The organism is Nocardioides jiangsuensis (genome assembly GCF_019679455.1).
Classification (GTDB): Bacteria; Actinomycetota; Actinomycetes; order Propionibacteriales; family Nocardioidaceae; genus Nocardioides_C; species Nocardioides_C jiangsuensis.
Genome location: NZ_JAIEZQ010000003.1, coordinates 443,789 through 466,076, shown reverse-complemented (window position 1 = coordinate 466,076; position 22,288 = coordinate 443,789). Strand labels below are relative to the sequence as shown.

The following is a 22,288-nucleotide window of genomic DNA, read 5'->3' as shown; positions in this document are numbered from 1 at the left end:
TGCCATACGGCGGGGACGGGCCCGGACGGCGGCGTCGTACGGCGGACGCCCCACCGATCGACGCGGTGCCCGGCTACCCGGAGGCCGTCGGGACGCGTAACCGCCCGCGGGATGGGTACGCCTGTGTCGTCATGCCCGCAGCCCGCCCGGAAGGGGTCTCATGTCGCCCGAACTGATCGCCGGCCGCTACCGCGTGGAGCGCGCCGTCGGCCGAGGAGGCATGGGGACCGTCTGGCTCTGCCAGGACGAGGTCCTCGGCCGTGACGTCGCGGTCAAGAACGTCGGCAACCTGCCCGACCAGACGTCGACCGACGTCGCCCGGGCGATGCGTGAGGCGCGTTCCTCCGCCGCGCTCAACCATCCGAACGTGGTCTCCGTCTTCGACGTGGTCGAGACCGGCGACGAGATCTGGATGGTGATGGAGTACTTCCCGTCCCGGACGCTCTCGGAGATCCTCCGCGAGGACGGCCCGCTGTCCCCTGAGCGCGCCGCCCGGATCGGCGTCCAGGTGGCCGACGGGCTCGCCGCGGCGCACGCGCGCGGCACCATCCACCGCGACGTGAAGCCGGGCAACGTGCTGGTCGGCGCCGGCGACCAGGCCAAGATCAGCGACTTCGGCATCGCCCGGATGGCCGGGGACCCGCAGCTGACCAGCACCGGACTGCTCACCGGAACCCCCTCGTACTTCTCCCCCGAGCTCGCCCGCGGCGCCGACCCGGGCCCGGAGTCCGACGTCTGGGCGCTCGGCGCGACGCTGTACGCCGCGGTGGAGGGCGCCTCGCCGTACCCCACGCAGCGCAACCCGATCGCCCTGCTCCAGACCATCGCCTCGGAGCCCCCGCCGCGGCCCTCGAACGCCGGGCCCCTGGCCGAGCCGATCGCGCGGATGATGGACCGCGACCCGCGGTCCCGCTGGGCCATGGCCGACGCCGCCCACGCCCTGCGCCGCGTGGCCGAGCGCGGCCGCGAACGGACCGCCGCGGCGACCGTCCCGCTCGCGACCGACGACGCCCACGACCCCACCACGACAACCTCGCGGCCCGTCGCCGCTCCGGTGGCCGCCCCGCCGGAGAGGCGACGCCGCAAGGGCCTGCTCCCCTGGCTGCTTGTCGCGGCCGCGCTGCTGCTCGTGGCCGGGGCCGGCTACGCCCTGCTGGACCTGAACGGCGACGCGACCGCGGGCCAGACGCAGGGAACGAGCACACCGACGCCGAGCGAGACCCAGGGTGCGTCCCCGAAGCGATCGCCCTCGCCGTCTCCCACGCCGACGCCGAGCCCGGAGCAGACGCCCTCGAAGACGCCGAAGCCGGCCCCGGCTCCGGACACCGCGGAGGCGAAGGCCGACTTCGTGGACGGCTACTTCGACGTGATGCCCGAGGACACCGACACCGGCTGGTCGATGCTCGCACCGAGCATGCAGTCGGTCGGCAAGGACGAGTACGAGGACTTCTGGGGCTCGATCGAGTCCGTCGAGAGCAGCCAGACCTCCGCCAGCTCCGGCTCGGACACCGTCTCGACCGTGATCACCTACACCTTCGACGACGGCCGGGTGGTCACCGAGCAGCAGGAGATCGACCTGCAGGGCTCGGACGGCGCCTACGCGATCGCCGACGACCGCGTGATCAGCTCCCAGACGCAGTAGGGCCACCTCGTCCGGAGGAGCGCGCGCCACGACGCACGGTCCTCCGGACGGCAGGTCAGCCCGGGGACCACCGGTCAGCGGGTCGAGGCCACGGACAGGTGGCCGTCGCGCACCACGACCGCGACGTCCCCCGACTCGTCGGTCCGGCGCACCTCGGCCCCGGCGTCCTGGAGCAGGTCGAGCGTCTCGGGCGCGGGGTGGCCGTACTCGTTGTCCTCCCCCACCGAGATCAGCGCGAGCCGCGCGCCGAGACCGGAGAGCAGCGCCGGGTCCTGGTAGCGACTGCCGTGGTGCGGCACCTTGAGCACGTCGACCCGCAGCTCGGTCGTCGACCGGTCGAGCAGCTCCTGGGCCCCGGGCTCGAGGTCGCCGGTGAGCAGGATCCGGATGCCGTGCGTCACCACGAGCAGGGTCACGCTGGCGTTGTTGGCCGGCGAGCCCTCCTCGCCGTACCCCTCGCCGCCGACCTCGCGTGAGGGCCCCACCACCTGCCAGGTGAGCTCCCCGACCCGGCTCACCTCGCCGTACGCCGGCACCCGGACCGGGACACCGGAGCCCGACGCCCAGGTGTCCACCGACGCAGCGCCCTGCTCCGGGTCGCGGAGCCCGGTCACCTGCACCTCGCCCACCACCCGGTCCGCCAGCACGCCGGGCAGGCCCGCGACGTGGTCGTCGTGGAAGTGGGTCAGCACCACCACCGGCACCCGTTCCACGCCCAGCCGGTCCAGACACCGGTCGATCAGGGCCGGCTCCGGTCCCGCGTCGACCACCACCGCCGTGTCCTCGCCGGCCCGCAGCACCAGCCCGTCGCCCTGCCCCACGTCGCAGGCCACCATCACCCAGCCGTCGGGCGGCCAGCCCGGGGTCGGCAGCGGGCGTACGACGACCAGCACCATGACCAGCGCACCCGCCACGGACCAACCGCGCCGGGCCAGCATCCGCGGCAGCACCAGCGCGGCCGCCACGCACAGCAGCGAGAGCAGCACCAGCGAGCCGGCGGTGGCCGACCACTCGACCGCGGCGGTCGGCAGCCGCGCACTCCGGTCGGCCACCGTCACGATCCACCAGGCGCAGCCCCCGGCCAGACGACCGAGCAGGAGCCCGACCGGGTCCACGACGAGCATCACCAGCCCGCCGACGAGGCCGAGCACGGTGGCCGGGCCGACCAGCGGAGCGACCGCCATGTTCGCGACCACCGCCACCAGGCTGACCTGGTCGGAGATCGCGGCCACCACCGGCGTGCAGACCAGCTGGGCGGCGAGCGGCACCGCCACCGCCTCCGCGAGCCAGCGCGGGAGCCACCGCATCAGCGCGTCCCGCCACGGCGGGGCCAGCAGGAGGATGCCCGCGGTGGCCAGCGCCGAGAGCACGAAGCCGAGCGAGAGCGCGAGCCACGGGTCGAGCAGGAGCAGCACCAGGACCGCCACGCCCAGGGCACGCACGCCCCGGTCCCGGCCGTTCGTGCCCATGCCGACCAGCGCCACCGACCCCATCGCCGCTGCCCGCACCACGCTCGGCTCGGGCCGCGCGAGCAGCACGAACCCGAGCACGCCGAGCGCCCCGACCACGGCCAGCCCGCGGGCGCGCACCCCGGCCCACCGGGCGAGGACGAGCACGAACCCCACGACCAGGGTGAGGTTGGTGCCCGAGACGGCCAGGAGGTGGGTCAGCCCGGCGACCTGGAAGCTCTCCACCACCCCGGCCGGCATCCCCCGGTCGTCGCCGACGACCAGCGCGGGGATGAGCGCCTCCTCCTCAGGCCCGGCCGGTGCGACCGCGGCCCGGATCCCGGCCCGCACCACCGACGCCGCGTCCAGCACCCCCGCGGGCGGCTCGAGCACGGTGGGGTCACGGCTCGTCGACACCACCGCCGCCAGGTCCGGTCCGTCCGCCGGGGCCAGCCGCCCCTCCACCCGGACCACCGACCCGAGCTCGGCCTCGCGCCACGGGTCGCCCGCGATGACGAGCACCGGCACGTGCGTGGCGTACCGCCGGCCACGACCGGTGACCTCCGTCACCGTGGCCCGCAGCAGGACGTACGACGCGAACCGTCCCTCCCGTCGCACCGGGTCGGAGGCGACGCGCAGCGAGGCGGTGACGAACGCCCGCTGCTCGGCGAGCGCGGCCACCGGGCTGGATCGGTTGGCCTCCGCCCGCAGCATCGCCGAGCCACCGACCGCCGTCCCGGCCACGAGGCACGCCACGGCGAGCACGACCGGCCGGCCTCTCCTGGAGCGGACGGTCACCGCGGCCGCCGCGAGTCCGGACACGGCGGCGGCCAGCCAGGGCTGCAGGAGGAACCCGGCCAGTGCCCCCGCCCAGGCGACCACCGCCAGCAGCACCACCCGCAGGTCGGGCGACGGCCGCTCCTCGCCCTCGTCCTCGTGCGGGCTCGGCACCTGTCCGCGCCCGTCAGAGGGTGACGTAGGGGGCCATCTCGGCGAGGGTGGCATCGCCGATCCCGGACACCTCGAGCAGCTCGTCGACCGCGGTGAACGCACCGTGCTCGGTGCGCCACTGCACGATCGCCGCGGCCGTCACCGGGCCCACGCCGGGCAGCTCCTCGAGCTCCACCTCCGACGCGCTGTTGATGTTCACCATCGAGCCGGCCGCCGAGGAGGACCCCGTCGGGGCGGACGCCGCGGGGGCGGCGACCCCGGCCGCGGGTGGGACGCCGACCACGATCTGCTCGCCGTCGACCAGCAGGCGGGCCAGGTTCAGCGGCACCAGGTCGACGCCCCTGCGCGCACCGCCGGCCTCCTCGAGGGCGTCGACCACCCGCGCGCCGACCGGCAGGGTGACGATCCCCGGCCGGCGGACGCGGCCGGTGACGTCCACGACCACGACGGCACCCGGCTCGGCCGCGGACCCCGCCGCCGCGGCGGGGGTGAAGGCGGCTGGGCTCGTCAGCGGACCCGAGGTCGGCGGGGGCTCCGGCGACGGGTCCACGACCGCGAGCCCGTCCTGCGGCGACGCCGCGGGCGCGAGCGCGGGCACCGGCTCACCCCCGTCGGCGCGCACCGACCACCACGCGGTCAGCGCCAGCCCGGCGCCGACGAGCAGCGCGACCACGGCGAGATGCCCGGAGGTGAGGGCCACCCGCCCGTGCAGCGTCGGCGGCAGCTGGTCGTGCAGCCACCCGCCCACACGGGCCAGCGGGCCCAGGGGCCGACGGGCGTGCCGCCCCGGCGCCAGCGGCTCCGCCCACGACTCGACGGCCGCCGGCCCCACGTCGCCGCTCTGCCGGGCCGCGGTCACCGGATCGTCGCCGACGGGCCGGGGGACGCCCTCGTGCGGGGTCGTCGCCTCCCGCAGGGTGGCGAGCTCGGCGCTCAGCAGCTCGAGTCGCCACCGGGCGACCTCGGCGACCTGCTCCTGGGCTGCTCGGCGTCCACGCATGCGGTCGAACGTAGGAGCCCCGGGCAGCCCGCGACAGCCCCGCCGCCGTACCTGTGGACGGCCGGTCCACCGACCGGCCCGGGGACGGGCTCAGTCGGCGCAGCGCGGCGAGACGACGACCGCGACCATGCCCGGCCCGACGTGGGCGCCGATCACGGCGCCCACCTCCCCCACGACGACGTCACGGCCGTCGAGGTTGGAGGCGAGCCGGGTGCGCAGGTTGCCCGCGAGCAGCTCCGCGCGCTCGGGGTTGGCGAGATGCGCCACGGCCAGGTCGACCTTCTGGTCCCCGGCGGCGGAGACGGCGAGCTCCTCCAGCCGGCCCAGCGCCCGGCCCGTCGTACGCACCTTCTCGATCGTGGCGATCCGGCCGTCCTCGAGCTTGAGCAGCGGCTTCACCGACAGCGCGGAGCCGAGCAGCGCGGCGGCCGCGCCGATCCTGCCGCCGCGGCGCAGGTACTCCAGGGTGTCGACGTAGAACAGCGAGGTCGTGCCGCTGGTCCGCTTCTCCGCGACCGCGGCCGCCTCCGCGGCGCTGCCGCCCGCCGCGAGGACGTCCGCGGCGGCGAGCACCCCGAAGCCGGTCGCCATCCCGAGCTGGCGGGAGTCCACCGTGGTCACCGGCACCGGCGACTCCTTGGCCGCGAGCTGGGAGGACTCGACCGTGCCGCTCAGCTCCCCGGAGAGGTGTACGGACAGGATCTCGGTGGCACCCTCGGCGGCCGCCCGCTCGTAGGCCTCGAGCATGGCGGCGGGCGTGGGGCGGGAGGTGCTCACCGGCACCCAGGTGCGCAGCGCCTCGGCCACCGTGCCGGCGTTGGCACCGCCGTCGACGCCCTCGTCGTAGCAGCGCGCGCCGATCACCACCTGCAGCGGGACCACGGTGATGCCGTGCTCGGCAGCGACCTCGGGCGGCAGCGAGGCCGTCGAGTCGGTGACGAGGGCGGTGCGGGGCATGCGGGAAGGTTACCGGTCGGTCAGGTGCTGACGGAATCGTCCGCGTCCCGGACGTGTTGTGCCCGGGACAGGGGTACTCCCCCGTCCACGACCCCCGACGGAAGGAAGCACATGCGCGTCGTCATCGCCGGCGGACACGGCCAGATCGCCCTGCGGCTCGAGCGGCAGCTCGCCGAGGCGGGTCACGAGGCCGTCGGCCTGGTCCGCAACCCCGACCACGTCCCCGACCTCGAGAAGGTCGGTGCCCGGGGCGTCGTACTCGACCTCGAGCAGGCCTCGGCCGCGGACGTCGCCGCCGTCGTCTCCGGCGCCGACGCGGTGGTCTTCGCCGCCGGAGGTGGCCCTAACAGCGGCGCCGCACGCAAGGACACCGTGGACCGCGCTGCCGCTGCGCTGCTGGCCGACGCCGCGGAGCAGGCGGGCGTACGGCGCTACCTGATGGTCTCCTCGATGGGCACCGACCAGGCCGACCCCGACAGCGACCAGGTCTTCCAGGTGTACCTGCGGGCCAAGGCCGCGGCCGACGAGGACCTGCGCGGACGTGACCTCGACTGGACCATCGTCCGGCCCGGCCGGCTCACCGACGACGAGGGCACCGGCAGCATCTCGCTCGACCCCGGGTCGGACCCGCGGGAGATCCCCCGCGAGGACGTCGCCGCCGTCCTCCTCGCCGCCCTCGGGAACCCCGCGACGATCCGCAGGCAGTTCACCGTCCTCACCGGCCAGACCCCCGTCGCCGAGGCCCTCGCCGGCCTCTGACGAGACAGCCACGCGCCCCGTTCACGCAACCGGGTCGATCACCCGCACCACGTGCAGGAGATCGACCCGGTTGTTCGTGAGGGGTCAGCCGGCGACGATGTTGACCAGCTTCGGCGCCCGGACGATCACCTTCCGGACCGTCTTCCCCTCCAGCGCCCGCTGGATCACCGGCTCGGCCAGCGCCATCGCCTCCAGGTCCGCCTCGGAGATGTCCGGGCCGACCTCCAGCTTGGCCCGCAGCTTGCCCTGCACCTGCACGACCGCGGTGACCGAGTCCTGCACCAGCAGCGCCTCGTCGACGGTCGGCCAGCCGGCCTTCGCCACGGTCGGCTCGTGGCCCAGCCGAGACCACATCTCCTCCGCGGTGTACGGCGCGACCAGGGACAGCAGGATCGCGACGGCCTCGACCGCCTCGCGCACCGCCGGGTCGGTCGGGCCGCAGCCCGAGTCGATCGCCTTGCGGGTGACGTTGACCAGCTCCATGACCCGGGCGACGACCACGTTGAACCGGTGCGAGTCGACCAGGTGCTCGACCTCGCGCAGCGTGCGGTGCGTGGCCTTGCGCAGGGTCACGTCGCCGCCGTCGTACGGCGTCCCCGGCTCCGAGGTGACGTCACCGCTCAGCCGCCACGCGCGCTGCAGGAACTTCAGCGACCCGGACGGGGACATGTCGGCCCAGTCGATGTCGTCCTCGGGCGGTCCCGCGAACACCATCGTCAGCCGGACCGCGTCGACGCCGTACTGGTCGATCATGTCGCCCAGGTTCACGCCGTTTCCCAGGGACTTGCTCATCGCCTTGCCCTGGTTGATGACCTGGCCCTGGTTCAGCAGCGCCTGGAACGGCTCCTCGAAGTCGACCATGCCCATGTCGTGCAGCACCTTGGTGAAGAACCGGCTGTACAGCAGGTGCAGGATGGCGTGCTCGACACCGCCCACGTACTGATGCGCCGGCATCCACCTCCGGACCGCCTCGGGGTCGAAGGGGCCCTCGGTGTAGTCCGGGGAGCAGTAGCGCAGGAAGTACCACGACGAGTCGACGAAGGTGTCCATCGTGTCGCTGTCCCGCTTGGCGGGCCCGCCGCACGACGGGCAGTCGACGTCGACCCACTCCTCCGCGGCGGCCAGCGGCGAGGTGCCCTTGGGCTTCAGGTCGGCTCCCCTCAGGTCCGGCAGTACGACGGGCAGCTGGTCGTCGGGAACCGGGACCTCGCCGCACGTCGGGCAGTGGATGATCGGGATCGGGCAGCCCCAGAACCGCTGACGGGACAGCAGCCAGTCGCGCAGCCGGAAGTTGACCGCGCCCTTGCCGCGGCCCTCGCCCTCCAGCCGGCCGACGATCTGGGCGATCCCCGACGCCTTGTCGGTCAGCCCGTCCAGGTCGTCGGAGTTCACGTACACGCCGTCACCGGCGGTGGCGACGAAGGTCTCCTCGGGGTTCTCCTCGCCGGTGTCGACGACGCGGCGTACCGGCAGGTCGAACGCCTTCGCGAAGTCCAGGTCGCGCTGGTCGTGGGCGGGGACCGCCATCACCGCGCCGGTGCCGTAGTCGGCCAGCACGTAGTCCGCGGCCCAGACCGGGATCCGCTCGCCGTTGACCGGGTTGACGGCGTAGCGGCCCAGGAAGACACCGGTCTTCTCGCGCTCGCTGGACAGCCGGTCGATGTCGGTCTCCTTGCGCACCTGAGCCAGGTAGGCCTCGAACGCCTCCCGCTGCTCGGGCGCGCAGATCTCGCCGGCCAGCTTCGCGTCGGCGGCCACCACGAAGAACGTGGCGCCGTACAGCGTGTCCGGGCGGGTGGTGAACACCGTGACCGTGCGGCCGGGCTCCTCGCCGGCGGGCTCGATCTCGAAGTCGACGTGCGCGCCCTCGGAGCGGCCGATCCAGTTGCGCTGCATCGCCAGCACGCGCTCGGGCCAGGTGGCCTTCAGCCCCTCCATGTCGTCCAGCAGCCGCTGGGCGTAGTCGGTGACCTTGAAATACCACTGGGTCAGCTCGCGCTTGGTGACCTCGGCGCCGCAGCGGTCGCACATGCCGCCGACGACCTGCTCGTTGGCCAGCACGGTCTGGTCGTTGGGGCACCAGTTGACCGGGCTGGACCTGCGGTAGGCCAGGCCCCGCTCGCGGAAGCGCAGGAACAGCCACTGCGTCCACCGGTAGTACTCCGGGTCGCTGGTGTGCAGCCGCCGGGACCAGTCGAAGCTCATCCCGTAGCGGCGGAACGACTCGGCCTGGGTCTCGATGTTGGCGTAGGTGTACGTCGCCGGGTGCTCGTCGCGGCGGATCGCGGCGTTCTCCGCGGGCAGGCCGAAGGAGTCCCAGCCGATCGGGTTCAGCACGTCGTACCCGCGCTGCCACCAGTAGCGCGCGATCACGTCGTGCAGCGCCATCACCTCGGCGTGGCCCATGTGCAGGTCCCCGCTGGGGTAGGGGAACATCGTCAGCGCGTAGCGGCGCTCCCGGCTCCCGTCGTCGGCGGCCTCGAACGGGTTCAGGTCGTCCCACACCTTGCGCCAGCGGTCCTGCGCGGCGACCACGTCATAGGTGGCGGGCTCCGCTGCGTGTTCCTGGCTCTGGGTCTGCTCGCTCATCGGTCTTCGTCTTCCTGTCGCGGCGTGCTGGTCGTCGTGGTCCTCTCCCGGCCCCGGGCCCGCGGTTCACGGCGGGGCATAAAAAAACCCCTCAGGCATGAGGGGTAGCCGCGCTGACGTGGATCGTGGTCAACGCGGCTGACTAAGAAGAAGAGTCTTCCGCACGGGCTCATGGTACCGCAGCGGAGGGACCGCGGTCCGGTGCCCGGTGCGTCCGCCCGCCGAACAGGCCCGCGAACCGGCCCGCGACCAGCACTGACCTGGCTCCGGCACCGAAGGGCCTGAGCCAGGTCAGTGGGCAGCTCGCGCGGGCTCGGTCAGCCGGCGCCGTGCTGGTCGTCCTCGCGCCCGTCGAAGTCCTCGGGTACGACGAGCGGGCGGAGCATCGCCCAGCCCTGGAAGAGGGCCGCGACGACCAGCAGGCCGATCCCGGTCCACAGGTTGACGTTCACCCCGCCGGCCTTCTCCAGGTCGGCGGCGCTGGTCGAGACCAGCCCGGTGACGACCAGGACCAGCCCGTACAGGCCGATCAGCATCGCGATGAACGTGCGGATGTCGAACGCGCCGGCCCGGTGCGGGGACCTGCCGGCCGTGGTGTCGTGCTTGCTCATGTCGGTCTCCTGGTGGCTCGGCCGGGTCAGGCGAAGATGAAGTTGAGGACGATGACCATGGCCAGCGCCAGGCCCGCGAGCTTGTTCGGGTTCTGGTACCACGACAGCCGCGACGGGTGCTCGTCCTGGAACGACTCCTTGGGCGTCAGGGACCAGACCAGCCCCTTCAGCTCGCCGTACTCCCGCGGCTTGGTCATCAGGCTCACGGCGACGCTGACCACGATGTCCACCGCGAACGCGGCGCCGGCGGCGACGAACGCACCGCCCTGGCCCTCGATGCCGATCACGCCCAGGACGTCCCCGCTGAGCAGCCAGACCGTGACCGCGGCCGCGGTGCCGGACACCAGACCCATCCAGCCGGCGGTCGGGGTCATCCGCTTCCAGAACATACCGAGGATGAACGTGGCGAACAGCGGCGCGTTGAAGAAGCCGAACAGCGTCTGCAGGTAGGTCATCAGGTTGGCGTAGCCCGCGGCGAGGAACGCCGTACCGATCGCGAGGACCGTGGCGGCCACCGTGACCACGCGGCCGACCTGGAGGTAGTAGGAGTCCTCGCGGTCCTTGACGACGTACTGCTCCCACAGGTCGTAGCTGAACACGGTGTTGAACGCCGAGATGTTCGCGGCCATGCCGGCCATGAACGACGCCAGCAGACCGGCGATCGCGAGACCCAGCATGCCGTTGGGCAGCAGGTCACGCATCAGCAGCAGTAGCGCGTCGTTGTAGTCGACCGAGCCCCCCGTGCCGCCGTTCTCCTTGAAGGTGGCCAGCTCGTTGACGGTGACCGCGGCGATCATGCCGGGGATCACCACGATGAACGGGATGAACATCTTCGGGAAGGCACCGATGATCGGGGTGCGCTGCGCCGCGGACATCGACTCCGACGCCATCGCGCGCTGCACCTCGACGAAGTTGGTGGTCCAGTAGCCGAAGGAGAGCACGAAGCCGAGGCCGAGGACGATGCCGATCACCGACAGCAGCGGCGAGTCGAAGCCCGACAGTGCCTGGCCCGGCCAGGAGGACAGGTCCGCTCCGCCGCTCGGGCCCGCGGTCACCTTCTCCTTCAGACCCTCGTAGCCGCCGACCTTGTTCAGACCGATCAGGGTCAGCGGCAGCAGCGCGGCGACGATCACGAAGAACTGGAGCACCTCGTTGTAGATCGCGGCGGACAGCCCGCCGAGCGCGGTGTAGGACAGCACCACCGCGGCGGCGATCACCAGTGAGACCCACAGCGGCCAGCCGAGCAGCGCGTTGACCACGCTGGCGAGCAGGAACAGGTTCACGCCCGCGATCAGCACCTGCGCGAGCGCGAAGCTCACCGCGTTGACCAGGTGGGCCCCGGTGCCGAACCGTCGCCGCATGAACTCCGGCACGCTGCGGACCTTGGAGCCGTAGTAGAACGGCATCATCACCACGCCGAGGAACAGCATGGCCGGGATCGCGCCGATCCAGAAGTAGTGCATGGTCGGCATGCCGAACTCCGCACCGGTCGCGGACATGCCCATGATCTCGATCGCGCCGAGGTTCGCCGAGATGAAGGCCAGACCGGTCACCCACGCGGGCAGGGACCGTCCGGAGAGGAAGAAGTCGATGCTGCTCGACACGGACCGCTTCGCAGCGAATCCGATGCCGAGCACGAACATGAAGTAGAGCGCCACCAACAGGTAGTCGACCCAGTTTGCGTCGAGCCTCAGCTGGTCACCGGCCGCGAGAACCACGGTGCCTCCCGATAGATGTGTTCAGGACCGGCGGCACGTTACCCGGTGGTCACGCGGCCGTAACCAGGCCCGTGAGTACTGGTATCCCTTGCCACACATTTTCAAACCACCCCACTAGGGTCGGGGCCATGAAGGTTCTCGTCACCGGCGGCGCCGGCTACCTCGGATCGACCACGGCCAAGGCACTCGAGGAGGCCGGGCACACCCCGGTGATCCTCGACTCCCTGCTCACCGGCCCCCGCGTCTTCGTGAAGGACCGCATCTTCTACGAGGGCGACATCGCCGACCGCGGCCTGCTCGCCCGGATCGTCGAGGAGCACCCCGATCTCGACTGCACGATCCACATGGCTGCCCGGATCGTGGTCCCGGAGTCGGTCGAGCTGCCCTACGAGTACTACCGCGACAACGTGACGAAGTCGCTCGAGCTGTTCGACCAGCTCGTGAAGCTCGGCAAGCCACGGGTGCTGTTCTCCTCCTCGGCCTCGCTCTACGCCACCGTCGACGACTTCGAGGTCGACGAGAACGCCCCGCTCGACCCGCCGTCGCCGTACGCCCGGACCAAGCGGGTCATGGAGATGGCGCTGACCGACATGGCGGCCGCCACCGACCTGCGGGCGATCATGCTGCGCTACTTCAACCCGATCGGCTCCGACCCCGACCTCGAGTCCGGGATCTACGCCCGCGAGCCCTCCCACGTCCTCGGCCAGCTGGTGATGGCCGCGATGGGGCAGAAGGACGCGTTCACGATCACCGGCACCGAGCACCCGACCCGCGACGGCACGGGGATCCGCGACTACATCCACGTGTGGGACCTCGCGCAGGCGCATGTGCAGGCCGTGGAGCGGTTCGACGACGTGCTCGCCACCGTCGACGCCCCGAGCACGGTGATCAACGTGGGCACCGGCGCGGGCGTCACCGTGCGGGAGCTCGTCGCCGCCTTCGAGAAGGTCTTCGCCCGACCGGTGCCGCTGCGCGAGGCGCCGCCCCGCCCCGGTGACGCCGTCGGCGCCTTCGCCAACGTGGACAAGGCCCGCGAGGTCCTGGGCTGGACCTCCTCGCTGAGCATGGAGGACGCGATCGCCTCGGCGCTCGCGTGGAGCGCGAAGCGCGAGTCCGTCCTGGGGTACCCGTGACCTGGCTGGTGACCGGTGGCGCGGGCTACATCGGCGCGCACGTCGTCCGGGCCTTCGCCGAGGTGGGGATCGGGGCCGTCGTCCTCGACGACCTGTCGAGCGGTCACGCCGGCTTCGTCCCCGAGGGCACCCCGTTCGTCCGGGGCAGCATCCTCGACACCGACCTGGTCCGGCGCACGCTGCGCGAGCACGCGGTCACCGGCGTGGTGCACGTGGCCGGCTTCAAGTACGCCGGGGTGTCGGTCCAGCGGCCGCTGCACACCTTCGACCAGAACGTCACCGGCACGGTGAGCGTGCTGCGCGCGATGGAGGAGGCCGGTGTGCAGCACGCGGTCTTCTCGTCCAGCGCGTCGGTGTACGGCACCCCCGACGAGGAGCTCGTCACCGAGGACACGCCGCTCGCACCCCAGTCGCCGTACGGCCAGTCGAAGCTCGTCGGCGAGTGGCTGCTGGCCGACCAGGCGACCGCGGTCGGCCTTCGGCACACCTCGCTGCGCTACTTCAACGTGGTCGGCTCCGGCGACCCGGCGATCTACGACAGCAGCCCGCACAACCTGTTTCCGCTGGTGTTCGAGGCGCTCCTCTCCGGTCGTACGCCGCGCATCAACGGCGAGGACTACGCCACCCCCGACGGCACCTGCGTGCGCGACTACGTGCACGTGGCCGACCTCGCGCACTCCCACGTGGTGGCGGCGCGGGCGCTCGAGGACGGGACGTCCCTGGCGCCGGCGTACAACCTCGGCAGCGGGACCGGCAGCTCGGTCCGCGAGATCATGGACGCGATGGCCGCGGTGACCGGGATCGCGTTCGACCCCGAGATCGCGCCGCGCCGGCCGGGCGACCCGGACCGGATCGTGGCCACCGGCGAGCTCGCGGCCCGCGACCTCGACTGGAAGATGCGGCACACCCTCACCGACATGGTGGCCGGCGCCTGGGCGGCGCGGAAGAGCGCGGAGTGACCGACGTGTCCCTCGACCTGGTGACCTGCCCCGTGTGCGGCCGCGAGCAGCCGGCGGTCCCCCACTACCCCGGCTACCTGTGCCGCGAGTGCGTCGCGCGTGCCACCGACGAGGGCGGTCGGCGGGTGGTGCTGGGCAACACCAGCGAGACGGGTGGGTTCGCCGCCCGGTACGCCGACGACCAGTCCCTCGCCGCCGAGGTGACGGTCACCCACCTCGTGTACGTCGACGGCAACCGCTGCTGGGCCGACGAGGCCCGGTACGGCGGCGTGGTCGTCCAGCTCCGTCCCTTCGAAGGAGAATGATGAGCGTCCTCGACATGTTCCGCCTCGACGGCAAGGTGGCCGTGGTCACCGGGGCGTCGTCCGGGCTGGGGGTGGCCTTCGCGCAGGCCCTCGCCGAGGCCGGGGCCGACGTGGCGCTCGGCGCGCGCCGCGTGGAGCGGCTCGACGAGACCCGGGAGCTGGTCGAGGCGGCCGGTCGCCGCGCGATCACGGTCCGCACCGACGTCGCGGAGCCCGAGGACTGCCGCCGGCTCGTCGAGGAGACGATGGCGGCCTTCGGCCGGGTCGACGTCCTGGTCAACAACGCCGGGCTCGGCACCGCGGTGCCCGCGACCAGGGAGACCCCGGAGCAGTTCCGCTCGGTCGTCGACGTGAACCTCAACGGCTGCTACTGGATGGCCCAGGAGTGCGGCCGGGTGATGGGGCCGGGCAGCAGCATCGTCAACATCAGCAGCGTCCTGGGGATCACCACCGCGGGACTCCCCCAGGCCGCGTACGCCGCGAGCAAGGCCGGCCTGATCGGGCTGACCCGCGACCTCGCCCAGCAGTGGACCGGCCGCAAGCGGATCCGGGTCAACGCGCTGGCGCCGGGATTCTTCGCCTCGGAGATGACCGACCAGTACCCCGAGGGCTACCTGGACTCGATGGCGCCGCGGATCCCCGCCGGCCGCAAGGGCGACGCCCGCGAGCTCGCCGCGGCCCTGGTCTTCCTCGCCAGCGACGCCGGTGGCTACGTGACCGGGCAGACCCTCGCGGTCGACGGCGGCATGACGATCACCTGACCGCGCCGCACCTGGCGGAACGGGGGCCGTTGTCCTCTGCTCCCGACCGGGCGGCGATGGGACGATCGAGCCACGAGGAACCGGGGGTTCGCGAGAGAGGTGAGCTCGATGACAGCCGAACCCGTGCCAGGACCCGCCCGCAGCCCCGCAGGTCCCGCCGACGGGCACTCCCGCCCGGCCCGGTGGGCAGTCGGGCTCGCGGCTGCGGTCGCGGCCGTGATCGCGGTGTCGTACACGATCTTCGCGGTGGCGCTGGCCGTGGGTGGCGTGGGTGCCACCGAGGACACCTGGGTCGGTCTCCTCGGCGCGGTGGCGCTGCTCGGCGGGTTGGTCGCGTCTCTCGCGGCCTTCGCGCTCGCGGTCGTCGCCAAGGTCAGGCACGAACAGTGGGCGCTGCTGTGGCTCCCGCTGTCCTTGTTCCCGGCCCTGCTGGTCGTCGTCGTGCTCGGCGAGACGCTCTGGTGGGAGTGAGCGGCCACCCACGATGCCTGGGCAGGGGGGACCTCGACCCTGAGCCGGGTCGGATGTCGTCCGCACCGGGAAGGACGGGTAGGGCGCCGGCCGACGGGTACGGTCGAACCGAGGAAGTGATCACATGACTGCACACCACGCCGACCCTGCGACGACCGACTCCACGGCGAGCCCCGGCGCCGCGTTCCGCCACGTGCTGAGCACCGCGCTCGAGTTCGCGGCGGCCAAGGTGTCGCAGAAGATCGACGCCCTGGGAGGCAAGCTCACCGGGGTGGCCGAGAGCACCGTCGAAGCCGCGTCCTCCGGCCTCGCGGACGTGGCCGAGGGTGTCACCGGCGGTGGGGCGAAGCAGCAGGCCGCGGTCAGCGGCGTCCAGGCCGGCCTGCAGGGCAAGAACCCCGTCTGGGCGGCGGTCAAGGGAGCCTGGTCCGGCGGCGGAAGCAAGGTCAAGGCCGCCATCGTGGCCGCGGTGGTCGCGCTCGTGCTGCTGGCCGTGCTGTCTCCCGTCCTCCTGCTCGTGCTCCTGCTCGGTCTGCTCATCGCGGTGGCGGTCGCCAAGGTCCGCTCGGCCAAGCGCTGACCCGCGTCCCGACGCCGCCACGTCCCGCGGTTCGGCTGTCCGCGAGGCCGCGGGGGGCTAGGGTGCGCGGGCATGGGGCATTACCTGACGGTGTCGGCGTTCCGCGACGTGGCCGCGTGCGACCTGGTGGACGGCATCACCGCGTACCTGCGCGAGCACGGCGTCACCACCTCGGTGTCCGACGTGGGGCGTCCGCTGAGCCCCGCCACCATCGACGTCTTCGAACCGCTCGACGGCTGGACCGGGGTGCTGTGGCCGGAGTACTTCAACCTGTACGACGTGGCCATCTGCCGTGCCCTGTCGGAACGTCTCGACACCGTGGTCAGCGCGGTCGGCCTCGCCGGCAACGACGGCTGGTCGCACCACCTGCTCCGCGCCGGCACCGTGCTGGACAGGTTCGCCTCCTACCCGCTGGCGCTCGCCCGGCACCTCGGCGAGGTCGAGTCGGTGGCGCGCGCGTGGGCGGGTGACCCGGCGACGGTCGCAGCCGTGTTCGGCGTCCCCGTCGCGGACGTCGCGACCCACTTCCGCCAGGCCGGACCCGAAGAGGCCGACGACGTCGACGCCGAGGTCGAGGAGATCCCCGCGCGCGGCATCCGCATCTGGTGGCCGGGGCGCAGACAGCACGCCGACCGGCACCCCCCGGAGGATCGGGAGGACCCCGCGGACCCGTGGAGCTTCACCCGCTTCTGGGAGCTCGTCGGCATCACCTACCCGGTCCGGCTCCCGGTCGTGGCCAACCTGGACCTGGTCGACGGCTGGGACCGGCTGCTCCCCCGGAACCCCGCCTAGGTACACCTAGGTCGCGCAGCCTCCGCGTCCGGTCAGCCGAGGACCGGCATCAGGCAGTCGACCTCACCGTGGCGGCGGTAGAGCTCGATCGAGGGCCGGGAGGCGTCGTACTCCCCCAGCCCGTGCAGCGCGTCGAAGGCGGGCCCGATGTCGCGGTAGACCCGCGGCGCCTCGCCCACGAGCGCGAGCCGGAGGTAGGCCCCGCCGGGCAGCGCGCCCATGTCGAGGCCGAGCGCGTCCGGGTCGTCCTCGTCGCGCATCGCGGTGGCGAGCCGGTAGATGCCCTGCTCGGGGAAGACCACGGCCATCATCTTGCGTCCGCGCAGCGAGGTGAACCGGGACTCGAACGCCGGCCAGCCCGCCTGGATCGCCTCGACGTCGAAGGCGACGTCGAGGTACATGATGGGCAGGTCGTCGCGTGCCACCCGTGTCACGGCGCCGAGCGCGCTCGTCAGGTGCTCTGTCCGGGTCCCCGTCATGAGGCGCACGCTACGTGGGCCCGTCGAGGCGTGTCGAGCCGAGCCCGCGCGCGGCCTTCGCGCGAGTGGACCCTGCTGCCACGATGGGGGCATGAACAACCAGGCGAACCTTCCCGGGTCCCGCGCCGCGCTGGCGCTGGAGTTCCCGATGTCCGTCGGGGTGTACGACGCGTACGCCGACGCGCAGCGCGCGGTGGACCACCTCTCCGACCACGAGTTCCCCGTGGAGAACTGCATGATCGTCGGCACCGACCTCAAGCAGGTCGAGCGGGTCACGGGGCGGCTCACCACCGGACGGGTGGCGGTCGGCGGCATGCTCTCCGGTCTGTGGCTCGGCCTGTTCATCGGGCTGGTGTTCGCAGTCTTCGGCACCGGCGAGACGCTTCCGGTGGTCCTCTCCACCGCGCTGTTCGGGGCGCTGTTCGGGCTGATCTGGGCGCTGGTCGGGTACGCCGCAACCCGCGGCCGCCGCGACTTCACCTCGGTGAGCCAGGTGGTGGCGACCAAGTACGAGGTGCTCGTCGAGCACAAGCTCGCGCAGCGGGGTCGTGAGCTCCTCGCGCAGATGCCGGGCGGGCCGTCGCCGTACACCGGCTGAGCAGCGACCGCGAGGGGCCTCCGGCCAGGCGGCGGCTCACCGAGAACGACGAAAGCCGGCTCTCCGTGAGAACCGGCTTTCCGTGTTGGTGGAGCTGAGGGGACTCGAACCCCTGACCCCCTCCATGCCATGGAGGTGCGCTACCAGCTGCGCCACAGCCCCGCCGCCCGACTCGGTCAGGCAACTCGGGAATCTTAGCCAACAGCCCCCTCGGATGCGAAATCGAGGGGTACCTCCCGTGTCAGGAGGCCTTGTGGCGTACGACGATCACGGGCCCGGCGGCGTGCCGGAGCACCTGCTCGGCGACCGAGCCGAGCACCAGGCTGCGGAACCCGCCCAGGCCGCGCGAGCCGACCACGACGACGTCGGCGGACTCGGACGCCTCGATCAGGGCCTGCACCGCGGGCGCGTGCACGGCGTGCACCTCGACCTCGACTCCGTGGTCCTCCCCGAGCAGCTGCGCGACGCGCTTCTGCTCGTCGGACAACGCGGTCGCCTCGTACTCCTCCAGGGAGGCGGCGATGCCCTGCGGTACGTCGATCGGCCGCGCGGTGCTCATGATCGACCAGGCGCGCACCACGTGCAGCGTGGTCTCCCGGCGGCGCGCCTCCTCGAGGGCGAACCGAAGCGCCTCCTCGGCGCCGGAGGAGCCGTCGTCACCGACCACCACACCGCCGTTGCACACGACCCGCCTGGTGACATCACCGATGCTCGCGTTCATGGCTCCATCCTCCCCTAGATGGCGGCGCTTCGGAGCACCTTCTCGTTGTAGCCGGCCAGACGGATGCGCTCGTCACCCGCGCGCCGCTCGACCGTGGCCCAGCCGCAGTTGTCGAGCACCACGAGGTCGCGGTGGCCGTCGATGTCCCAGCCGAGCAGGCCGAGGAGGCCGACCTTGAGCGATGCGCCGTGCCCGACGACCACCCCGGTCTCCCCCGCGTCGAGGGAGTCGAGGCACTCGCGCAGCACCGGCATCATCCGGGCGCACACGTCGCCCGCCGTCTCCCCGCCCGCCACCGGCATCGGCTGGTCGCCGGCGACCCACTGCGCGTGCTCGTCGGGGAACCGGACCGCGAACTCGTCCAGGGTCAGCCCCTGGCGCACCCCCACGTCGAACTCGCGGAGCCGCTCGTCGTGCTTGACCGACAACCCGGCCGCCTCGGCGACGTAGCCGCACGTCTCCCGGGCGCGGGCGAGGTCGGAGCTCCACAGCGCCACCGGCCGCACGGCGGCGAGGTACGGCGCCGCCGCAGCCGCCTGGGCGTGGCCGGTGGCGTCGAGCGAGATGTCGGCGTGGCCCTGCGCGCGGCCGGCCTCGTTCCACGAGGTCTGCCCGTGCCGAAGCAGCACCAGCCGACGCGCGGTCACTCCCCGCGCCCCGAGGTGGCCGCCTCGGGCAGCTCGATGGTCGGGCAGTCGCGCCACAGCCGCTCGAGGGCGTAGAAGGAGCGCTCCTCCTCGTGCTGGACGTGCACGACGATCTCCGCGTAGTCGATGAGGACCCAGCGGCCGTCGCGCTCGCCCTCGCGCCGTACCGGCTTGGCACCGAGCTCGCGCAGCTTGTCCTCGATGGCGTCGACGATCGCCTTGACCTGCCGGTCGTTGCTGGCCGAGCAGAGCACGAAGGCGTCGGTGATGACGAGCTGGTCGGAGACGTCGAAGGCGATGATGTCCTCGGCGAGCTTGTCCGACGCAGCCTGGGCGGCGGCGTGCACGAGCTCGAGGGCGTGGGCGGTGGCGGTCACGTGAGTCCTAGCTTGGATTCGGGCTGGTCGGTGGCGTAGAGGGCGTGCTTGCCGATGTACTGCACCACGCCGTCGGGGACGAGGTACCAGACCGGCTCACCCTGCGCGGTGCGGTTGCGGCAGTCGGTGGAGGAGATCGCGAGCGCCGGGATCTCGACGATCGTCACGGCGTCGTGCGGGATCCCCTCGAGGGTGGACAGGTCCATCTCGTAGCCGGGGCGGGTACAGCCCACGAAGTGGGCGAGCTCGAACAGCTCCCCCGCGGCCCGCCAGGTGAAGATCTCCCCGAGCGCGTCGGCACCGGTGATGAAGTACAGGTCCGCGTCGGGCAGGAGCTCCTTCAGGTCGCGGAGCGTGTCGATGGTGTACGTCGGGCCGCCCCGGTCGATGTCGACGCGGGACACCCAGAACCGGGGGTTGGAGGCGGTCGCGATGACCGTCATCAGGTACCGGTCCTCCGGCGCGCTCACCTCGCGGTGCGCCTTCTGCCACGGCTCGCCGGTGGGCACGAAGACGACCTCGTCGAGGTCGAACCAGGCCTGCACCTCGCTCGCGGCGACGAGGTGGCCGTGGTGGATGGGGTCGAAGGTGCCGCCCATGACTCCGATGCGGCGCCTGCCGTCGTGGGGCAGGCGAGCGAGCTCAGTCACCGGCGTCCGTCGTCCCAGGTCGCATGTCAGGCGTGGTCGCGGCCCTTGCCGAACATCAGCAGACCGACGAGCAGGACCAGCAGGATCCCCAGCACGATGGCGCCGACGGCGTACGGGTGGATGGCAGGCTCGCTGCTGTGGGTCTCAGCGGCAGCCGTGATCATGGACGTGAGCGACATGGGCCATACCTTACCGTCCCCTGCCGACCCGTCGCGTCCTGCCCGCCCCACCCCGCCGAGCCACCGCGTCCCGCCCTCAGTGCGCCGGGATGGGCAGACCCAGCCGCATGAGCCGCACCAGGGAGGCGCACTTGAGCACGAGCAGCGCGGTCGCGATCGCGAGCCCGAGCGGGACGTTGCCGGTCAGCAGCAGGATCACCGCGAACATCGCGGAGTTGGCCGCCTTGCCGGGCTTGGACCAGTTCCACAGCCACAGCGGCCGGTCGACGACGTAGAAGTAGTTGGGGCTGCGCACCGGCCAGGACAGGAACGCCAGGGACAGGTACGCGTCGACCACCATGAACTCGACGAGGTACACCAGCACCGGCCAGACCAGGTCCGCGTCGTACCAGACCAGGCCCACGTAGAACGCCGCCGCGCAGGTCCGGTCGGCCAGGATGTCGAGCACCGCGCCGACCCGGCTCTCGCAGCGCAGCACCCGGGCGACCACCCCGTCGAGGAGGTCGCCGGCCCAGTAGAGCCCGAGCGCCACCAGCAGCAGCGGCAGGCTGTCCCCGCGGACCGCGACGCCGGCGACGACCACCGAGGCGACGGTGCGGACGAGGGTGACGACGTTGGCCGGTGTGCCGAGACGTTCCTGGGCCGGGTCGGCCCAGACATCGGGTGACTCGACGTCAGCGGACGTGTCCATCGCCGGTGACCACGTACTTCGTGGAGGTCATCTCCGGCAGCCCCATCGGTCCCCGGGCGTGCAGCTTCTGGGTCGAGATGCCGATCTCGGCGCCGAAGCCGAACTCTCCGCCGTCGGTGAACCGGGTCGAGGCGTTGACGAGCACCGCCGCCGAGTCGACCGCGGCGACGAACCGGCGGGCGGCCGGCTGCGACCGGGTGACGATCGCGTCACTGTGCCCGGACGAGTAGCGGCGGATGTGCTCCACCGCGGCGCCGAGGTCGGGGACGACGGCCGCGGAGATGTCGAGCGAGAGGTACTCCCGGCCGTAGTCCTCGTCGGTGGCGGGGACCACCCCGTCGCACGCCGCGAACGTCTCGTCGCCGTGCACGGTGACCCCGGCCTCCTGCAGCGCAGAGACCACCCGGGGCAGGAACTCGTCGGCGACGTCGCGGTGCACGAGCAGCGACTCCGCGGCGTTGCACACGGACGTGCGCTGGGTCTTCGCGTTCAGCACGATCGCGACCGCCTGCTCGAGGTCGGCCTCCGCGTCGACGTACACGTGGCAGTTGCCGACACCGGTCTCGATCACCGGCACCGTGGACTCCTCGACCACCGACCGGATCAGCCCGGCGCCACCCCGCGGGATGAGCACGTCGACGAGCCCCCGCGCGCGCATCAGCGCCTTGGCCGGCTCGTGGCCCTCCCCCGGCACCAGCTGGACGACGTCCTCGGGCAGCCCGGAGTCGCGGGCGGCGCGGCGCAGGACGCCCACGATCGCGGTGTTGGAGCGCAGCGCGCTCGACGAGCCGCGGAGCAGCACCGCGTTGCCGGCCTTGAGGCAGATCCCGGCGGCGTCGGCGGTCACGTTCGGGCGGGCCTCGTAGATGATCCCGATGACCCCGAACGGCACCCGGACCTGGCGCAGCTCCAGCCCGTTCGCGAGCGTGGACCCGCGGACCACCTCACCGACCGGGTCGGGCAGCCCGGCCACGTCGCGCAGCCCCTCGGCCATCGCGGCCACCCGCGACACGTCGAGCCGGAGCCGGTCCACGATCGCCGTGGCGGTTCCCGCGGCCTCGGCGGCGGCGACGTCCTCGGCGTTGGCGGCGAGGACCTCCGGGCCGGCGCCGACGAGCGCGTCCGCCATCGCGTGCAGCGCGGCGTCCTTGCGGGCACGGGTGGCCAGCGCGAGCTCGGTGGCGGCGGCCCGGGCGCGTCCGGCGACCTGGTGTACGGCGGCCTCGACGCCGTGGTCCGGTGTGGTTGCTGTCATGGGACCAGCCTAGGT

Annotated in this window: 24 protein-coding genes and 1 tRNA gene; 10 read left to right on the top strand and 15 right to left on the bottom strand. The window is 72.6% G+C overall.

The window, feature by feature from the left end:
* The first annotated feature begins 160 nt into the window (after positions 1–160).
* Positions 161–1,642 (top strand): serine/threonine-protein kinase, encoded by a 1,482-nt coding sequence (locus K1X13_RS18145; RefSeq protein WP_221026541.1) that lies wholly within the window; start codon positions 161–163, stop codon positions 1,640–1,642.
* Positions 1,643–1,716: 74 nt separating this feature from the next.
* On the opposite strand, the gene K1X13_RS18140 is transcribed toward K1X13_RS18145, so the two are convergent.
* The 3 genes from K1X13_RS18140 to K1X13_RS18130 form a co-directional block, all read right to left on the bottom strand.
* Positions 1,717–4,041 carry a ComEC/Rec2 family competence protein gene (locus tag K1X13_RS18140; RefSeq protein ID WP_308249629.1) on the bottom strand — a complete coding sequence of 775 codons (2,325 nt, stop codon included), beginning with the start codon at positions 4,039–4,041 and terminating at the stop codon, positions 1,717–1,719.
* A gap of 13 nt (positions 4,042–4,054) precedes the next feature.
* The gene (locus K1X13_RS18135; RefSeq protein WP_221026539.1) at positions 4,055–5,041 is read right to left on the bottom strand and encodes a helix-hairpin-helix domain-containing protein; all 987 of its coding nucleotides are present in this window, start codon (positions 5,039–5,041) and stop codon (positions 4,055–4,057) included.
* Between the two features lie 90 nt (positions 5,042–5,131).
* Positions 5,132–5,998, bottom strand: coding sequence for a DegV family protein (locus K1X13_RS18130; RefSeq protein ID WP_221026538.1), 867 nt, complete (start codon positions 5,996–5,998; stop codon positions 5,132–5,134).
* 111 nt (positions 5,999–6,109) lie between these two features.
* Here K1X13_RS18130 and K1X13_RS18125 point away from each other — a divergent pair, with 111 nt between their 5' ends.
* Positions 6,110–6,757 carry an SDR family oxidoreductase gene (locus tag K1X13_RS18125; protein ID WP_221026537.1) on the top strand — a complete coding sequence of 216 codons (648 nt, stop codon included), beginning with the start codon at positions 6,110–6,112 and terminating at the stop codon, positions 6,755–6,757.
* Between the two features lie 84 nt (positions 6,758–6,841).
* Here the strand turns inward: K1X13_RS18125 and leuS are convergent, their stop codons facing one another.
* The 3 genes from leuS to K1X13_RS18110 form a co-directional block, all read right to left on the bottom strand.
* Positions 6,842–9,346, bottom strand: a complete 2,505-nt coding sequence (gene leuS, locus K1X13_RS18120) for a leucine--tRNA ligase (protein ID WP_221026536.1) — start codon at positions 9,344–9,346, stop codon at positions 6,842–6,844.
* 317 nt (positions 9,347–9,663) lie between these two features.
* Complete coding sequence (locus K1X13_RS18115) at positions 9,664–9,957, bottom strand: hypothetical protein (protein ID WP_221026535.1); 294 nt, start codon at positions 9,955–9,957, stop codon at positions 9,664–9,666.
* Positions 9,958–9,983: 26 nt separating this feature from the next.
* Positions 9,984–11,675, bottom strand: coding sequence for a sodium:solute symporter family protein (locus K1X13_RS18110; RefSeq protein ID WP_308249628.1), 1,692 nt, complete (start codon positions 11,673–11,675; stop codon positions 9,984–9,986).
* A 128-nt stretch (positions 11,676–11,803) separates the two neighbouring features.
* On the opposite strand from K1X13_RS18110, the gene galE (K1X13_RS18105) reads away from it, so the two are divergent.
* From galE (K1X13_RS18105) to K1X13_RS18075, 7 genes are all read left to right on the top strand, one after another.
* Positions 11,804–12,808, top strand: a complete 1,005-nt coding sequence (gene galE, locus K1X13_RS18105) for a UDP-glucose 4-epimerase GalE (RefSeq protein WP_221026534.1) — start codon at positions 11,804–11,806, stop codon at positions 12,806–12,808.
* Positions 12,805–13,767, top strand: a complete 963-nt coding sequence (gene galE, locus K1X13_RS18100; RefSeq protein WP_221026533.1) for a UDP-glucose 4-epimerase GalE — start codon at positions 12,805–12,807, stop codon at positions 13,765–13,767. Before galE (K1X13_RS18105) ends, galE (K1X13_RS18100) begins: the two co-directional genes overlap by 4 nt.
* Positions 13,764–14,072, top strand: a complete 309-nt coding sequence (locus tag K1X13_RS18095; RefSeq protein ID WP_221026532.1) for a hypothetical protein — start codon at positions 13,764–13,766, stop codon at positions 14,070–14,072. Before galE (K1X13_RS18100) ends, K1X13_RS18095 begins: the two co-directional genes overlap by 4 nt.
* Positions 14,072–14,833: an SDR family NAD(P)-dependent oxidoreductase gene (locus tag K1X13_RS18090; RefSeq protein WP_221026531.1), complete on the top strand. Its 762-nt coding sequence runs from the start codon at positions 14,072–14,074 to the stop codon at positions 14,831–14,833. The genes K1X13_RS18095 and K1X13_RS18090 overlap by 1 nt, the downstream gene beginning before the upstream one ends.
* 108 nt (positions 14,834–14,941) lie before the next feature.
* On the top strand, positions 14,942–15,304 hold the full coding sequence (locus K1X13_RS18085; RefSeq protein WP_221026530.1) for a hypothetical protein: 363 nt from the start codon (positions 14,942–14,944) through the stop codon (positions 15,302–15,304).
* Between the two features lie 124 nt (positions 15,305–15,428).
* Positions 15,429–15,884, top strand: a complete 456-nt coding sequence (locus tag K1X13_RS18080) for a hypothetical protein (RefSeq protein WP_221026529.1) — start codon at positions 15,429–15,431, stop codon at positions 15,882–15,884.
* Between the two features lie 72 nt (positions 15,885–15,956).
* A complete protein-coding gene (locus tag K1X13_RS18075) occupies positions 15,957–16,676 on the top strand; it encodes a hypothetical protein (protein WP_221026528.1) in 720 nt (239 codons plus the stop codon).
* A 32-nt stretch (positions 16,677–16,708) separates the two neighbouring features.
* Here K1X13_RS18075 and K1X13_RS18070 read toward each other — a convergent pair whose 3' ends face one another.
* Complete coding sequence (locus K1X13_RS18070) at positions 16,709–17,155, bottom strand: hypothetical protein (protein WP_221026527.1); 447 nt, start codon at positions 17,153–17,155, stop codon at positions 16,709–16,711.
* Between the two features lie 91 nt (positions 17,156–17,246).
* Here K1X13_RS18070 and K1X13_RS18065 point away from each other — a divergent pair, with 91 nt between their 5' ends.
* The gene (locus K1X13_RS18065) at positions 17,247–17,753 is read left to right on the top strand and encodes a YflT domain-containing protein (RefSeq protein ID WP_221026526.1); all 507 of its coding nucleotides are present in this window, start codon (positions 17,247–17,249) and stop codon (positions 17,751–17,753) included.
* A gap of 86 nt (positions 17,754–17,839) precedes the next feature.
* Here the strand turns inward: K1X13_RS18065 and K1X13_RS18060 are convergent.
* From K1X13_RS18060 to K1X13_RS18025, 8 genes are all read right to left on the bottom strand, one after another.
* Positions 17,840–17,915: transfer RNA gene (locus tag K1X13_RS18060), tRNA-Ala, on the bottom strand.
* Positions 17,916–17,994: 79 nt separating this feature from the next.
* Positions 17,995–18,474, bottom strand: a complete 480-nt coding sequence (locus K1X13_RS18055; protein WP_221026525.1) for a universal stress protein — start codon at positions 18,472–18,474, stop codon at positions 17,995–17,997.
* A 14-nt stretch (positions 18,475–18,488) separates the two neighbouring features.
* A complete protein-coding gene (locus K1X13_RS18050; protein WP_221026524.1) occupies positions 18,489–19,121 on the bottom strand; it encodes a histidine phosphatase family protein in 633 nt (210 codons plus the stop codon).
* A complete protein-coding gene (rsfS, locus tag K1X13_RS18045) occupies positions 19,118–19,498 on the bottom strand; it encodes a ribosome silencing factor (protein ID WP_221026523.1) in 381 nt (126 codons plus the stop codon). Before rsfS ends, K1X13_RS18050 begins: the two co-directional genes overlap by 4 nt.
* Positions 19,495–20,148: a nicotinate-nucleotide adenylyltransferase gene (gene nadD / locus K1X13_RS18040; protein WP_308249627.1), complete on the bottom strand. Its 654-nt coding sequence runs from the start codon at positions 20,146–20,148 to the stop codon at positions 19,495–19,497. The genes rsfS and nadD overlap by 4 nt, the downstream gene beginning before the upstream one ends.
* A gap of 26 nt (positions 20,149–20,174) precedes the next feature.
* Entirely contained in the window at positions 20,175–20,327 is a 153-nt protein-coding gene (locus K1X13_RS18035; RefSeq protein WP_221026522.1) for a hypothetical protein, read from the bottom strand.
* A gap of 76 nt (positions 20,328–20,403) precedes the next feature.
* Positions 20,404–21,018 carry a CDP-alcohol phosphatidyltransferase family protein gene (locus K1X13_RS18030; RefSeq protein WP_221026521.1) on the bottom strand — a complete coding sequence of 205 codons (615 nt, stop codon included), beginning with the start codon at positions 21,016–21,018 and terminating at the stop codon, positions 20,404–20,406.
* Positions 21,002–22,273: a glutamate-5-semialdehyde dehydrogenase gene (locus K1X13_RS18025; protein ID WP_221026520.1), complete on the bottom strand. Its 1,272-nt coding sequence runs from the start codon at positions 22,271–22,273 to the stop codon at positions 21,002–21,004. Before K1X13_RS18025 ends, K1X13_RS18030 begins: the two co-directional genes overlap by 17 nt.
* Between the last annotated feature and the right edge of the window lie 15 nt (positions 22,274–22,288).